This is a genomic window from Brevibacterium yomogidense (assembly GCF_016107685.1).
Taxonomy (GTDB): Bacteria; Actinomycetota; Actinomycetes; order Actinomycetales; family Brevibacteriaceae; genus Brevibacterium; species Brevibacterium yomogidense.
Window position 1 is genome coordinate 59,388 of record NZ_JABASY010000003.1, and the last position, 13,889, is coordinate 73,276.

At 68.8% G+C, this 13,889-nt stretch carries 15 protein-coding genes; 1 reads left to right on the forward strand and 14 read right to left on the reverse strand.

Annotation, left to right across the window (positions count from 1 at the left end; all coding sequences use genetic code 11):
- Positions 1-10: 10 nt before the first annotated feature.
- On the forward strand, positions 11-1,345 hold the full coding sequence (locus tag JFC09_RS08735) for a heparan-alpha-glucosaminide N-acetyltransferase domain-containing protein (RefSeq protein WP_198393641.1): 1,335 nt from the start codon (positions 11-13) through the stop codon (positions 1,343-1,345).
- Here JFC09_RS08735 and JFC09_RS08740 read toward each other — a convergent pair.
- The 14 genes from JFC09_RS08740 to rbfA form a co-directional block, all read right to left on the reverse strand.
- Entirely contained in the window at positions 1,308-2,516 is a 1,209-nt protein-coding gene (locus JFC09_RS08740; RefSeq protein WP_198393642.1) for a MalY/PatB family protein, read from the reverse strand. The genes JFC09_RS08735 and JFC09_RS08740 overlap by 38 nt on opposite strands.
- Positions 2,513-2,968 (reverse strand): hypothetical protein, encoded by a 456-nt coding sequence (locus JFC09_RS08745; RefSeq protein ID WP_198393643.1) that lies wholly within the window; start codon positions 2,966-2,968, stop codon positions 2,513-2,515. The genes JFC09_RS08740 and JFC09_RS08745 overlap by 4 nt, the downstream gene beginning before the upstream one ends.
- On the reverse strand, positions 2,965-3,717 hold the full coding sequence (dapB, locus tag JFC09_RS08750) for a 4-hydroxy-tetrahydrodipicolinate reductase (RefSeq protein ID WP_198393644.1): 753 nt from the start codon (positions 3,715-3,717) through the stop codon (positions 2,965-2,967). Before dapB ends, JFC09_RS08745 begins: the two co-directional genes overlap by 4 nt.
- A 196-nt stretch (positions 3,718-3,913) precedes the next feature.
- Complete coding sequence (locus JFC09_RS08755; RefSeq protein ID WP_198393645.1) at positions 3,914-4,534, reverse strand: superoxide dismutase; 621 nt, start codon at positions 4,532-4,534, stop codon at positions 3,914-3,916.
- Between the two features lie 130 nt (positions 4,535-4,664).
- Positions 4,665-5,975, reverse strand: a complete 1,311-nt coding sequence (locus JFC09_RS08760; RefSeq protein WP_198393646.1) for a M16 family metallopeptidase — start codon at positions 5,973-5,975, stop codon at positions 4,665-4,667.
- 10 nt (positions 5,976-5,985) lie between these two features.
- Positions 5,986-8,214, reverse strand: coding sequence for a polyribonucleotide nucleotidyltransferase (locus JFC09_RS08765; RefSeq protein WP_198393647.1), 2,229 nt, complete (start codon positions 8,212-8,214; stop codon positions 5,986-5,988).
- Positions 8,205-8,372: a hypothetical protein gene (locus JFC09_RS08770; RefSeq protein WP_198393648.1), complete on the reverse strand. Its 168-nt coding sequence runs from the start codon at positions 8,370-8,372 to the stop codon at positions 8,205-8,207. Before JFC09_RS08770 ends, JFC09_RS08765 begins: the two co-directional genes overlap by 10 nt.
- 194 nt (positions 8,373-8,566) lie before the next feature.
- Complete coding sequence (gene rpsO / locus JFC09_RS08775) at positions 8,567-8,836, reverse strand: 30S ribosomal protein S15 (protein ID WP_198393649.1); 270 nt, start codon at positions 8,834-8,836, stop codon at positions 8,567-8,569.
- 86 nt (positions 8,837-8,922) lie between these two features.
- Positions 8,923-9,858, reverse strand: a complete 936-nt coding sequence (locus tag JFC09_RS08780) for a bifunctional riboflavin kinase/FAD synthetase (RefSeq protein WP_198393650.1) — start codon at positions 9,856-9,858, stop codon at positions 8,923-8,925.
- A 112-nt stretch (positions 9,859-9,970) separates the two neighbouring features.
- A complete protein-coding gene (locus JFC09_RS08785; protein WP_198393651.1) occupies positions 9,971-10,441 on the reverse strand; it encodes a hypothetical protein in 471 nt (156 codons plus the stop codon).
- Complete coding sequence (locus JFC09_RS08790) at positions 10,438-11,112, reverse strand: MarR family transcriptional regulator (RefSeq protein ID WP_198393652.1); 675 nt, start codon at positions 11,110-11,112, stop codon at positions 10,438-10,440. Before JFC09_RS08790 ends, JFC09_RS08785 begins: the two co-directional genes overlap by 4 nt.
- Before the next feature lie 105 nt (positions 11,113-11,217).
- Positions 11,218-12,213, reverse strand: coding sequence for a tRNA pseudouridine(55) synthase TruB (truB, locus tag JFC09_RS08795; protein WP_198393653.1), 996 nt, complete (start codon positions 12,211-12,213; stop codon positions 11,218-11,220).
- 11 nt (positions 12,214-12,224) lie between these two features.
- Positions 12,225-13,127 (reverse strand): ligand-binding protein SH3, encoded by a 903-nt coding sequence (locus JFC09_RS16430; RefSeq protein ID WP_232483378.1) that lies wholly within the window; start codon positions 13,125-13,127, stop codon positions 12,225-12,227.
- A 175-nt stretch (positions 13,128-13,302) separates the two neighbouring features.
- Positions 13,303-13,824: a 30S ribosome-binding factor RbfA gene (rbfA, locus tag JFC09_RS08805; RefSeq protein ID WP_198393654.1), complete on the reverse strand. Its 522-nt coding sequence runs from the start codon at positions 13,822-13,824 to the stop codon at positions 13,303-13,305.
- Positions 13,825-13,889: the final 65 nt, after the last annotated feature.

The following is a 13,889-nucleotide window of genomic DNA, read 5'->3' on the forward strand; positions in this document are numbered from 1 at the left end:
AAGGCCCGCCGTGCACACGACTCCCGCAGCATCCGCCCAGGGCACACCTCGCGGCACTCCGCGAAGCGCCACCCGCTCCCGCATCCTCGGCATCGACCTGGCCCGCGGGCTCGCGCTGTTCGGGATGATGGCCACGCACATCCTCCCCCGCATGGACGATGCGGGGAATCTCACAGCGGTCGCGCTCTTCCAGGGCCGTGCCTCCGCTCTCTTCGCCGTCCTCGCGGGGTTCTCGATCATCCTGTCGACCCGTGGCGCACTCGCCCACCCGGGAGTACGCGGGTGGGCAGCTGCGGCGATCGGACTCGTCGTGCGCGGCATCCTCATCGCCCTCGTCGGCTTCGCTCTGGGCGAGTTGCCTTCCGGGATCGCCGTCATCCTCGTGAATTACGGCGCACTGTTCCTCATCGCCCCGCTCTTCCTCCGCTTCCCCACGTGGCTGCTCGGCGCCACCGCGTGGGTGTGGTTCCTCGTCACTCCTCAGCTGTCGCACCTCGTGCGGTCACTGCCGGTGTTCGCGGACGCGGACCTGTTCGTCCCCGCCTTCTCGAACGCCCTCGTCCCCGACACCTGGATCGGCCTCCTGCTCACCGGGTACTACCCCCTCCTGCAGTGGGTGGGCTACATCCTGCTGGGGATGTGGCTGGCCCGCATCGACTGGAGCGATCTCAACCGCCGGGTCGCACTGCTCCTGGCCGGGACGGCAGCGACGACCCTCGCTCTGGCCGCTTCCTCGCTCCTCATGAACGTCCGCGGCCGCTGGGAGCTCGAATCGCTCTACGGAGAGGCGACCGTGACGGATGTCCCCACCTATGTCGATCGCGTCATCATGCTGGGGGCGTACGGCGTCACACCGGCGGATTCGGCGTGGTGGCTGGTCACGGCCGGACCGCATTCCGGCACGAGCTTCGATCTCGTCCAGACCTCAGGGGTCGCGATGGCGGTCATCGCGCTCTGCCTGCTCGTGGGGCCCCTGCTGGACCGTGGTCCGACCCTGCTGCACGCGTGGCTGTCGCGACCCGGGTCGACCCCGCTCAGCATGTACTCGCTGCACATCTGCGTCCTCGCGATCGCGGCCGTCTCCCCCACCATGCCGACATTGCCCGGAGTCGGGTGGCACCTGCAGTGGTTCGCGGTGAACCTCGCGCTCGTCATCCTCGCCGCTCTGCTGTGGACCGGCCTGGTCTCCCGCCGGGGGCCGCTGGAGACCGGCGTCTCCGTCATCGTGAGAGCCGCTCTGCGGCAGGTGCTGGGTCCCGTCGTCGGTGAGGCCTCCGGCCCGGTCGTCGGTCCGGGCGCGACTCACGTCACCGGACCGCGGACACCGCCCGGCCCATCCTCGTGACGGCATCGGTGAGGATCTCCGGCCGAGTCGCGAAGTTCAGGCGCACCGCGTCCTCCCCGCCGCGACCGAACACGTGGCCGGAGCTCAGCGCCACCCGCGCCTCCTCGAGGAAGAATTCCGCCGGTCCCGCGAGGTCGGAGACGACTGCGAGGGCGTCCGCTGAGGCCGCGGCGGACAGGCCCAGGGCAGAGGCGTCGAGCCACGCGAGGTAGGTGGCCTGCGGCGGTGTCCAGGACACCTGCGGCAGATGTTCCTCGAGCAGCCGGCCCAGCAGCGTCCGGTTGTCCTCGAGTCCCGCGAGCAGCGCGTCGAGCCAGTCTCCGCCGCGAGCGAAGCCGGCGGTGTGCGCGAGGATCCCCACGTGGCTGGGGCCGTGGCTGACTTCCTCCGGCAGGCGCCCGAGGTCGTCGACGGCCTCCGGACCCGCCATGAGGAGCGCGGCCTTGAGTCCGGCGAGGTTGAACGCCTTCGACCCGCTCGTGAGCGCGAACGCGTTCTCCGCCCCCACCACCGACAGCATCGGGACGAACGCCGCGTCGGAGTACACGAGCGGTGCATGGATCTCGTCGGAGACGATCCGTGCACCGTGCCGCCGCGCGACCTGGGCGATGGATTCGAGCTCTGCGCGCGTGTGCACGGTGCCCGTGGGGTTGTGCGGATTCGACAGGAGCACGACGGGGTTCTTCGAACCCCCTGCCCGCGCGCGCAGCAGCCCGTCCTCGATCGCGGCCGGGTCCAAGCGGTGTTCGGCGCTCAGCGACGTCTCCACCACCTGCCGGTCCGCGTGCGTGACGAAGGCGAAGAACGGCGCATAGACGGGCGCGGTGACGACGACAGCGTCACCGGGCCGGGTGAGCAGTCGGAGCACTTCGACGATCCCCATCATGACGTCCGGCACCTGAGCCGTCCGGGATGGGTCGAGGCCGTCCCACCCCCAGCGGTCCGCTGCGAAGGAGGCGACGGATTCGGCGTACGCCGTTCCGTACGGGTACCCGGTGTCGCCGGTCTGAGCGGCACGGACGATCGCCTCCGTCACGGCAGGGGCGAGACTCACGTCCATCTCCGCCACCCAGAGCGGCAGCACGTCGGAGGGGTAGAGGCCCCATTTCATGCTCGTCCGCGCACGGAGGTCCGAGAGGGTGGGGACGAGGAGGGGGTTGGTGGTCGTCATGGTGTCACCGCGATTCTCTTCTCCATGCTGATCGCTCGCCGCATCGATTCGCGGGCGCGCCTGCGGTCCCCGGCGGCGTCATACGCGCAGGACAGGCGGAACCAGGACCGCCAGTCGTCCGGTGCCGCGTCCGCCTCCACCCGGTACCGCTCGAATTCGGCGTCCGCGGCTGCACGGACGATGCGCCCTCCCGGGGTGCGGGGCAGGTTGTCCGGGGGCAGACCGCCTTCGGCGGCGAGCATCTGGGCCAGGCGCTCCGTCTGCGCTCCGAAGAGCAGTTCCCGCACGAGCGTCCATGCGCCGACGAGCGGAAGGGCGAACAGTGCGATCCCGATCCCCTTCGCGACGAGGGAGTCGTCCGTCACCATGATCCACGCGCGCTGGAGGGTGAACCAGAAGTAGAGGAGGAGGCCGATCGTGACGATCGCCACACCGATCTTCGCCTTCGTCATGCGAGGTCCAGGTAGGACTCGAGTCCCACGTCCAGGCCGCGACGGCTGCCGATCGCGCGCACCGCCGTGAGGATGCCCGGCATGAAGGCGCTGGTGGAGAACGTGTCGGTGCGCAGTGTGAGGGCTTCCCCGTCGGAACCGAACATGATCTCCTCGTGGGCGTTCATGCCCTGCTGGCGGACGGCGTGGACGTGGACGCCGTCGATCACCGCTCCGCGGGCGCCGTGCGGATCGGAATCCGTGGCGTCCGGCATCGCCGTCAGGCCCGCCGCGTTCCTCGCCGCAGCGATCCGCTGCGCCGTGTGGACGGCGGTCCCGGACGGTGCATCGAGCTTGCGGGTGTGGTGGATCTCGAGGATCTCCGCGGAATCGAAGTACGGCGCCGCCAGTTCCGCGAACCGCATCGCGAGCACCGCGCCGATCGAGAAGTTCGGGGCGATGAGGACTGCCGTGTCGGGGTGTTCCTCCAGGCGCGCCCGCAGCGCGTTGAGCCGGTCGTCCGTCCACCCGGTCGTCCCCACGACGGTGTCGATGCCGTGGTCGACGAGGAAGGAGACGTTGTCCTCCGTCGCGTTCGGGACGGTGAGCTCGACGGCGACGTCGACGTCCGCCTCCAGGATCCGCTCGATCGGGTCGGAGCTGCCCAGTGCGGTGGCCAGCACGAGCCCCTCTGCGTCCCGGACCGCTTCGACGGCGTGCGAGCCCATGCGGCCCTGCGCTCCGATGACGCCCACTCGGATGTCGCTCACGTGTCACTCCCCTGTTCCCCGACCCGCGGGCCGGTCTGCACACTGCGGTCGGATCCGAGTCTACGAGGCTGAAGCCCCCGCCCGGAAACAGGCCCTGCACGCTGCAGCGCACCACGGCGCACTGCAAGGGGGCGAGACGACGAAGCGCCCCTGCTCAGCGGAGCGGGGGCGCTTGTCACGTGCGAGGCTGGAGGCGTCAGGCGATGAGGCCCGGCGTCTGCGTGCGTGCGCGCTCGAAGCGTGCCTGCACGTCCTCCCAGTTCACGATGTTCCACCAGGCCTTGACGTAGTCCGGCTTCACGTTCTGGTAGTCGAGGTAGAAGGCGTGCTCCCACATATCGAGCTGCAGCAGCGGGATGTAGCCGACCTGGACGTTGCCCTGCTGGTCGTAGAGCTGCTCGAGCGTGAGGCGCTGCCCCAGCGTGTCCCAGCCGAGGATGGCCCAACCGGAGCCCTGGATCGACGTCGCCGCGGCCGTGAAGTGTCCCTGGAACGAGTCGAAGCCGCCGAACTGGTCGTCGAGGGCCGCCGCGAGCTCACCGGTGGGCTTGTCGCCGCCGTCCGGGCTCATGTTGTTCCAGAAGATCGAGTGGTTGACGTGACCGCCGAGGTTGAAGGACAGGTCCTTCGACAGCTTGCTGATCGTGCCGAACTCGCCCTTCTCGCGGGCTTCCGCCATCTGCTCGAGTGCGGTGTTGGCACCCTTCACGTAGGTCGCGTGGTGCTTGTCGTGGTGCAGCTCCATGATGCGACCGGAGATGTGCGGCTCCAGTGCGGCGTAATCGTACGGAAGGTCGGGAAGGCTGTACTCAGCCATGTGTTGCCTCCTTGAAATCGTCGGGTGGGCGGAACGCCCCTCCACATCTTCGACCCTATCGCGGGCCGCTATCAGGGACAACGGCTGTGTCACGTGCCGTTATTCCCGCCCTTCCACGTGCGGTGCGGCGTCACCCCAGGTGCGGGATCCGCAGATCACTGCGGGGTCCCACCGCTGCGAGGGCCCAGTCCTGCTCGAGCAGACCTGCGGCGTGTGCGCGGATGTCCTCAGGGGTGACCCGGCGGACCTCCGCGATGAGGGTGTCCGCACTGAGCAGTGGCAGGCCCGTGAGCTCGTGCCGCGCGATGCGATTCATGCGCACTGCCGTCGATTCGAGCCCCAGCACGGTGCCGCCCGCCAGCTGCGAGACCACGTCGTCCACCTCGCGGCCGTCCGGCATCTCTCGTGCGATACGGGTGAGCTCCTCCCCCACGAGGTCGAGCACCTGGTCGGCGGATTCGGGTGCGCATCCCGCGTAGACGCCGAAGAGCCCCACGTCCGAGTACTGGCTCAGCACGGTCTGGACCGAGTAGGCCAGCCCGTGCTCCTCACGGATCCGCTGGAAGAGTCGCGAGGCCATACCGCCGCCCAGCAGGTTCGACAGGACGAGGTGGACGAACCGGTCGTCGTGCCCCTCGCTGAGCCCCTGCGTGCCGAGGACGAGTCCCTGCTGCTCCGTCGACCGCTGCCGGACGTGGGTGCCCGGAGTGAACACCGCGGCCGAGGCCTCCGCCGGGTCCTCCGTGCCGCGCGCGGTCCCAGCCGTGCAGGAACCCGCCCCGTCGCTTCCGGCGACGTGTCGCATGACCTGGTCCACGACCTCGGCGTGCGTCGCACCGCCCGCGGCGGCGAAGACGAGTCCGGGGCCCGAGTAGGCGTCGGCGTAGTGCTCGCGGAGCACCCCGTGCTCGAGCGCGCGGATCTGCTCCCTCGTCGCGCCCACCGGGCGGCCCAGCGCCTGCGATTCGAACGTGAGCTGCTCGAAGTCCTCGAACAGCTGGTCCGTCGGATCGTCCGCCGCCATCGCGAGCTCTTCGACGATGACTCCGCGCTCCCTCTCGAACTCGTCCACGTCGAGCGTCGAGCGGAGCACCATGTCCCACAGCAGCTCGCCGACGGCCTCGAGGTCACTCACGAGGCACCGGGCGTAGTAGCAGGTGTACTCCTTCGACGTGACCGCGTTGGAGTCGCCACCCGTGCGCTCGAGACCTCGGGCGATGTCCAGCGCACTGCGCGTCGCCGTGCCCTTGAAGAGCATGTGCTCGAGGAAGTGCGTCGACCCCGCGGCGACCTCGGCCTCGTGGCGGGAGCCGGAGCCCACCCACACGCCGACGGTCTCCGACTGCAGGCCGGGCACGGTCTCGGTGATGATGCGAATGCCGCCGGGGAGGACGGTGCGCTCGATGCGACCGCCCTCCCCGGCTGAGAGGATCTCACTCACGATGGCAGGATCAGGCCTCCTCGGCCGTCTCTGCGGTCGCGTCGGCGTCAGAGTCCTCCGTCACCGGCACGAGCGACAGCTTGCCGCGGTCATCGATCTTCGTGATCTCGACCTGGACCTTCTGTCCGACGCCCAGGACGTCCTCGACCTCTTCGACACGCTTGTTGTCGTTCAGCTTCCGCAGCTCCGAGATGTGGAGCAGACCGTCGCGGCCCGGGCTCAGCGACACGAACGCGCCGAAGCTCATGAGCTTGACGACGGTGCCCAGGTAGCGCTCGCCCAGTTCGGGGACCTGCGGGTTCGCGATCGCGTTGACCGCGCTGCGTGCGGCTTCCGCCGCAACGCCGTCCGCCGCTCCGATGAGCACGGTGCCGTCGTCCTCGATGCTGATCTGCGCGCCGGTGTCCTCCTGGATCTGGTTGATCATCTTGCCCTTGGGGCCGATGACCTCGCCGATCTTGTCCACGGGGATGTTGACCGAGATGATCCGCGGTGCCGTCGGAGCCATGTCCGCCGGTGCGTCGATCTCCTCACCCATGACGTCGAGGATCGCGAAGCGCGCCTCACGTGCCTGCTTGAACGCAGCGGACAGGACTGCGGTCGGCAGTCCGTCGAGCTTCGTGTCGAGCTGGATCGCCGTGATGAAGTCGCGGGTGCCGGCGACCTTGAAGTCCATGTCGCCGAAGGCGTCCTCCGCACCGAGGATGTCGGTGAGTGCCGCGTAGGCCGTCTGCGGGCCATCGGCGGTGTCGACGACGTCCGAGACGAGGCCCATCGCGATGCCCGCGACCGGCGCGCGCAGCGGCACACCCGCGTGGAGCATCGCGAGCGACGACGCGCAGACGGAGCCCATCGAGGTCGAGCCGTTGGAGCTCAGTGCCTCCGACACCTGACGGATCGCGTAGGGGAACTCCTCGCGGGTCGGCAGGACCGGCATGAGCGCACGCTCTGCGAGCGCGCCGTGACCGATCTCGCGGCGCTTCGGGCTTCCCACACGGCCGGTCTCACCGGTCGAGTACGGCGGGAAGTTGTAGTGGTGCATGTAGCGCTTCGACTTCTCCGGTGCCAGCGAGTCGATCTGCTGCTCCATCTTGAGCATGTTGAGCGTCGTGACGCCGAGGATCTGCGTCTCGCCCCGCTCGAAGAGGGCTGATCCGTGCACGCGCGGCAGGACGCCGGTCTCCGCGGTCAGCGGACGGATGTCCTTGAGCCCGCGACCGTCGATGCGGATCTGCTCGGTGAGGATCCGCTTGCGGATGACCTGCTTCGTCAGCGCGTTGAGCGCACCCGCGATCTCGCCCTCGCGGCCCTCGAAGCGCTCACCGAGCTGCTCGTAGAGCGACGTGAGCAGAGCGTCGCCAGCGGTTTCGCGCTCCTGCTTGTCAGCGATCTGGAAGTTCTTCGTCTGCTGCTCGAGCGCGAGCTCTTCAACAGCGGCGTAGACGTCGTCCTCGTACTCGCGGAACACCGGGTAGTCGGCAGTGGGCTTCGCAGCCCGGTCAGCCAGCTCCTGCTGTGCACGGACGAGCTCCTTGATGAAGGGCTTCGCGGCCTCGAGGCCGCTCGCCACGACTTCTTCGGTCGGTGCGGTGGCGCCGCCGCGGACCAGGTCGATGACCCGTTCCGTCGCCTCTGCCTCGACCATCATGATCGCGACGTCGTCGCCGACCACCCGACCGGCGACCGCCATGTCGAAGACGGCCTCCTCGAGCTGTTCGTGTGTGGGGAACGCGACCCACTGGCCGTCGATCAGTGCGATGCGGACAGCACCGATCGGACCGCTGAAGGGCAGGCCCGACAGCTGCGTCGACATCGACGCCGCGTTGATGGCGAGCGTGTCGTACAGGACGCCCGGCTCGAGCGCCATGACCGTGACGACCACCTGGACCTCGTTGCGCAGCCCCTTGACGAAGGACGGGCGCAGCGGGCGGTCGATGAGGCGGCAGGTGAGGATCGCGTCGGTCGACGGGCGGCCCTCACGGCGGAAGAACGAGCCGGGGATCCGGCCGTCCGCGTACATGCGCTCTTCGACGTCGACCGTCAGCGGGAAGAAGTCGAAGTGCTCCTTCGGACGCTTGCTGGCCGTCGTCGCCGACAGCAGCATCGTCTCGTCGTCCAGGTAGGCGCAGACGCTGCCGGCGGCCTGCTGCGCGATGCGTCCGGTCTCGAAGCGGACTGTGTGTGTGCCGAAGCGCCCATTGTCGATATGGGCGACGGCGGACTCGGGGTTCAGACCCACGGTGTCTCCGTTCTGCCGCCGAGCACGTCGAACGCGCGGGCGGCGGGATGGTTGCGCCCTCGGACCCGATGGAACGGGCCGGGCGCGGAATGGCCGGTGACCTGCGCTGCGCGCATGCGCTGCACGTCGTAGTTCGGCGGCCTTCGATCGAAGCCCACGCACTTTCTCGTTGCGGAGGCCACTGTCGAGGACCGACGACGATGTCACCGGTTTGTTGGACACACCCATCGTAGCAAGCACTGACGGTTTCACCGGCATCCGCGCCGTCGGAACGGACGAAGCCCCTGCCCACCGGTGCGGTGGGCAGGGGCTTCGAAGCACTCGTGCGCCGATCCCGGGGACCGGCGCGCACTCAGCGGCGCAGGCCCAGACGGGCGATCAGCGCACGGTAGCGCTCGATGTCGACGTGCTGAAGGTACTTGAGCATCCGACGGCGCTTGCCGACGATGAGGAGCAGGCCACGACGCGAGTGGTGGTCGTGCTTGTGCTCCTTGAAGTGCTCGGTGAGATCGGTGATACGGCGTGACATGACCGCGATCTGCACCTCCGGAGAACCGGTGTCGCCTTCGTGGGTCGCGTATTCCTTCATGATCTCCTGCTTGACCTGTGGGTCGAGAGCCATGTGAGTCCTCCGTGGTGTCGCTGCGCGGCGCCCACACCTTCTGTGCGAGCACTATGGAACCGCGGCCGGTGAAAAAACGGCATCTTCTAGCCTAACACAGCACGCACGCGGTCGACATCGTCGTGCATCTGCTCGATGAGCGGCCCCATCCCACGGAACGCCACCTGCCCGCGGATGCGCTCGACGAAGGAGACCTCCATCGTCTCGCCGTAGACGTCGAGGTCCGCGAAAGCCACGTCCGGGGCGTGCCCTTCGACGGTGCGCACACTGCCGTGGAACGTCGGATTCGTCCCGACGGAGATGGCGGTGGGGAGTCGGAGGCCGCGCGCAGGGAAGGTCATCCACCCGGCGTAGACACCGTCCGCCGGGACGAGTCCCTCAGCTTCGAGGTCGAGGTTCGCTGTGGGGAAGCCCATCTCGCGTCCCCGCTTCTCACCGTGCACCACGGTCCCCGTGAGCGTGTGGTCATAGCCCAGCTGCTCCGCGGCAGCACGGACATCGCCGATCTCGAGCAGCCTCCGGATGGCGCTCGACGAGTAGCGACCGCCCTCACCGACCTCGTCGATGACGCACACGTCGAAGCCGTGTTCGTCCCCCAGCGCCGTGAGGGTCGCAAGATCGCCGGAGTTGCCACGACCGAACCGCACGTCCGCGCCGACGACGACCGCACGGGCGCCCAGCTTCCCCACGAGGTAGTCGAGGACGAACTCCTCCGCCGACTGCTCCGCGAACGCGAGGGAATACGACTGGACGAGCACCGCGTCGACTCCGGAGAGGGCGATGCGCCCCAACCGCTGCTCGAGCCCGCAGATGAGTTCGACCGGTGAGTCCGCCTGATGCACGAGCCGCGGATGCGGGTCGAAGGTCACGACGAGCGACGTGAGGTCGCGCTCCACGGCCTTCGAGCGGAGCGTCTCGAGGACCACCGCGTGACCGCAGTGCACACCGTCGAAGTTGCCGATGGTGACCGCCGTCCGCCCGAGGTCCTCGGGCACGTCCTCGAGCCTGCGGAAGATGTCCACCTGCGTCCTCTCAGTGAGCGTCGATTCATCGCGGACCGCGCGACGGCGACCGGTGCGGGCGGGTCTGCTCCCGCACATGCGCGAAGCACCCGATCCAGGGTAGCGCAGGGTGTCACCCGATCAGTGCACGGCCGACCACCCCGACGCCCAGTGCCACCCCGAGGGAGGCGAGGGAACCGATGATGAAGCGCTCGCCCGCGGTCGGGCTCTTCAGCAGCTCCGGCACACGCCCGAGCCCCTTGATCGCGACGACGACCGCAAGGATGGATGGTTCACCGAGTGCGATCCCGCCGGCGACGAACGCGCGCTCCAGGAGCCCGATCCACAGCCCGCCGCGCAGCAGACCGTCGTCATCCACGTCGTGCACGGCGGTGTCGGGGTCCGGGTCGTCCTCGTGGCTCGTGTCGCCGGTGCGGCCGGGCACTTCTGCGTCCGTGTCATCGGGTGCGGCGGCCTCCTCCCGCCGAGCGCGGTCCCGTCCGGCCGCCACGTGGAGGGTGAGCCGCGTGAGCGGCCACCCGAGGAGTGCCGCCGCGATGCCGATGCCCAGGGCTGCGCACACGGTGAGGACGTCGGGACTCATCTTGAATCACGCCCGGTGCGCCCAGTCCCCGACACCGGGCCGTCCGCGCCCCCTCCGGTGGGACACAGCTCGAGTGTGTGCGCCAGCAGGCGCGCCGCAGAGACGAGACCGGCGTCGACGGTGTGTGCGTGGTTCGTCCGCAGCGCCTTCGACACCGCCTGCCGTGAGATGCCGAGGTCGCGGGCGAGCTCGGCCTGGGTCGCCTCCGGACGCGCCCGCGCGGCGTCGAGCACCCGCCAACCCGCGTCGGAGCGCATACCGATGATGACGGAGAGGAGGCGCAGGACGGACTGCGCGTCCGCGCCGACCGCCTCCGCATCGGAACCGGCTGCAGACGGTGACACGGAGACGGTCACGCGAGAGGCATCGCCCTTCGCATCCTCGACCGCCTCCCGGGCGGCGAGGAAGGGGCCCCCGCGCGATGCCCGACTGGAGGCGGTGAGCACACCGTCGCGCCCGACACCGATCCCCACCGTCCATCGCCCGTCACGGGCTGACGCCTCCCATGCGTCCACGACCGCGCGCGGATCGGAGAGCACGCCCTGGACCTCATCGCCTGCGGTCCTCTCGAACGGCAGGTCGACAGGCACGTCCCGCAGGCGCTCGAGCAGCTGCGGGACTGCATCGGGATGCGCTCTCGAGTCGACCTGGTCGATCGTCATGACGAACATGCCCCCAGTCAACCGCACACCGAGCCTAACGTCAACCCTAACCGGTTGCATGTTGCATTGCAACCTTAAACGGTTGCATCACCTATTCGGTGATGCGACTCCGGCTCACGCGGGGAAGACGACGCGGGGGGCGAATGCGCTGCCCCGCCGGTCCACAATGGCCACCAGGTCGTGCGCGACGGGATGGTCACCGCCGCGGTCGTCTCGTCTGGAGTCGTCCCCGTCGAACTCACCCTGCCGCACGACGGCGGCGAACGGTTCCGAGGCGTCAGGGGGCACCACGGACTGGTCGTCGATGAACTGCCCCTGACGCAGCGACGCCGCCTGCTGCGGGGACACGGCGAGCACGGGCAGCAAAGCGGCCGCGGCGGTCGCAGGTGCGAGCAGATCGGGCGACGGTGCGGTCTCCTCGAAGTCCGGCACAGCGAGTGCCTCGTCGACGCTGTAGTGACCCACGTGCGTGCGGCGGAGTGCGGTGAGGTGGCCGTGCACGCCGAGCGCATCGCCCAGGTCCCGGGCGAGTGCACGCACATACGTCCCCGATGAGCACTCGACGACGACGTCGACGTCCGCGACTCGATGCGGGGAACCCGCCTCGTCGACGAGGGTGTCGCAGCGGATCGAAGAGGTGGGGTCGAAGCGCGACACCGTCACCGGCCTGGCAGCCAATTCGACGTCCTCGCCCGCACGCACTCGCGCGTAGGCGCGGCGCCCGTCCACCTTGATGGCCGAGACAGCGCTGGGCGACTGCATGATGTCACCGCGCAGGGCCCCGAGCGCCTCGTCGATCCGGTCGAGGTCGAGATCCGCGAGTGCGCTGGGATCACCGAAGCGGTCAGCGGGAGAGTCCGCGTCGTCCGTGGGCGTCGCGGCGCCCAGGCGCACGGTCGCAGTGTAGGTCTTGCCCAGGCCCACGGCGAAAGTCAGCAGTCGTGTGGAGGGACCCACTCCGATGATGAGGAGCCCGGTGGCCATCGGGTCGAGCGTGCCGGCGTGGCCGACCTTGCGCGTCCCCAGCCACTTGCGCACCCGGGAGACCACACGGTGGCTCGACCACCCTGCAGGCTTGTCGAGCAGGAGGAATCCGTGGGGAGCGGTCACAGTCGACCCGATCAGTTCACGGAGACGTGGACGTGGTCGTAATGATTGGCGGTCACGGAACCGCGATCCTCCATCGGACGACCCGACCAGCCCGTGTAGGAAGCGTAGATCTTCTGCTCCCAGATCACGTACTTCACATTGAGCTTGTCCCGGTTCGCGATGAGGTAGTCCTTGATGCGGTCACCGGTCGCGCTGGAGGTCATGATGTCGACGGCATTTCCGCTGTTGTGGTCCGAGCCGGGGTCAGACCGACGCCCCCCGTAGGACTCCACTTCCGGGAAGGCTGCGCAGACGGCACGATAGGCGGCCCTGCCGCCCGGTGTGAGTCCCGATTCGATCGAGGACGACACGGAGCACGCTTCGCCCGACACACCACTGTCGTCGCCGCCGCCACTGCTGCTTGCATCGGAATCGCCGGAATCGGATCCGCCGGACGCTTCGCCGACCGCCGCGTCGGTCGCCTGGGCGGTCTTCGTCGGCTTCGGCACGGCCTTCATGCTGGACTCGCCCGCATCCGCATAGCGATCGTCGTCCTTGAGCGAATCGGCGTACGCCTCGCGCTCCTGGTCGATCTCCTCCTGCAGCTCTTCCTCCGAGGGAGTGGACGCTTCAGGCGTCGGCGTGTCGACTTCACTCACCTGCGCACTGCTCTCCGCAGTGACGGTGCCGCCGGCCTCGTTCTGACCCATCGCGAACGTCGAGGCCACGATGCCGACCGTCGCAGCCGCCGGCAGTGCGATCGCAGCGACCATCGGACGCTGTCGCACAGTGCGGAGGACACCTGTCGCTGTCAGCTCCTCAGTGCTGGGCCCGCTGTGCCTGCCCTGAGGCTTGCGATGCAGCGTGGCCACAGCACCCGCGAAATCGCGCGCGGTGGTGAGCCAGGACTGCTGAGGTGTCGAATGCTTACCCAATCGGATCGTTCCTTCACAGATTCGTGATCGTTCCGTTACCTCGAGCAAGTGTACTCGTCTCGTTCGCGAGTACAAGTCACCCGTTGAAACCCCTGATGACAAGCGTGGAGGGCGGCCTTCCGGCCGCCCTCCACGCTCGATTTCCTCTGTAACGCGACTGTGACAGTCGGCCGCTTCAGCGTTCGTCTGTGTCCGTGACGTCTTCCGCCTCCACGACGACCTCCGCGGTCTCAGCGTCTGCACCGTTCGCCGCATCTGCCTCGTCCACCGCGGCGTCTTCGCGTGGACGACGGTAGGGGTCGGCCTCGCCAGCGGGCACCGCGTCGCGAGCCAGCGCCGCCACTTCCGCGTCACGCGCCTGCGCGCGCGCGATGAGTTCATCGAGCTCAGCCGCCGCTGCGGGCACTGCGTCTGCGACGAACTCGATCGTCGGTGTGAGCCGGATCCGCAGCACCTTGCCCACTTCGGAGCGGATGAGGCCCTTCGAGGATTCGAGGGCCGCCTTCGTTCCTTCGAGGTCCGCGTCGGAACCGAACACCGTGTAGAAGACGGTGGCGTTCTGCAGATCGCCGGTGAGTCGCACGTCGGTCACAGTGACGAACCCCAGGCGCGGGTCCTTCACTCGCTTCTCCAGCGTCTGCGCCACGCTCACCTTGATGCGGTCGGCGATCTTCCGTGCTCGTGTCGGATCTGCCATGGGTACTCCCTAGTCATTCAGTGGTGATGGATGAATGCGCCGGGGGCGGCTGCGGCGGCGCGGAC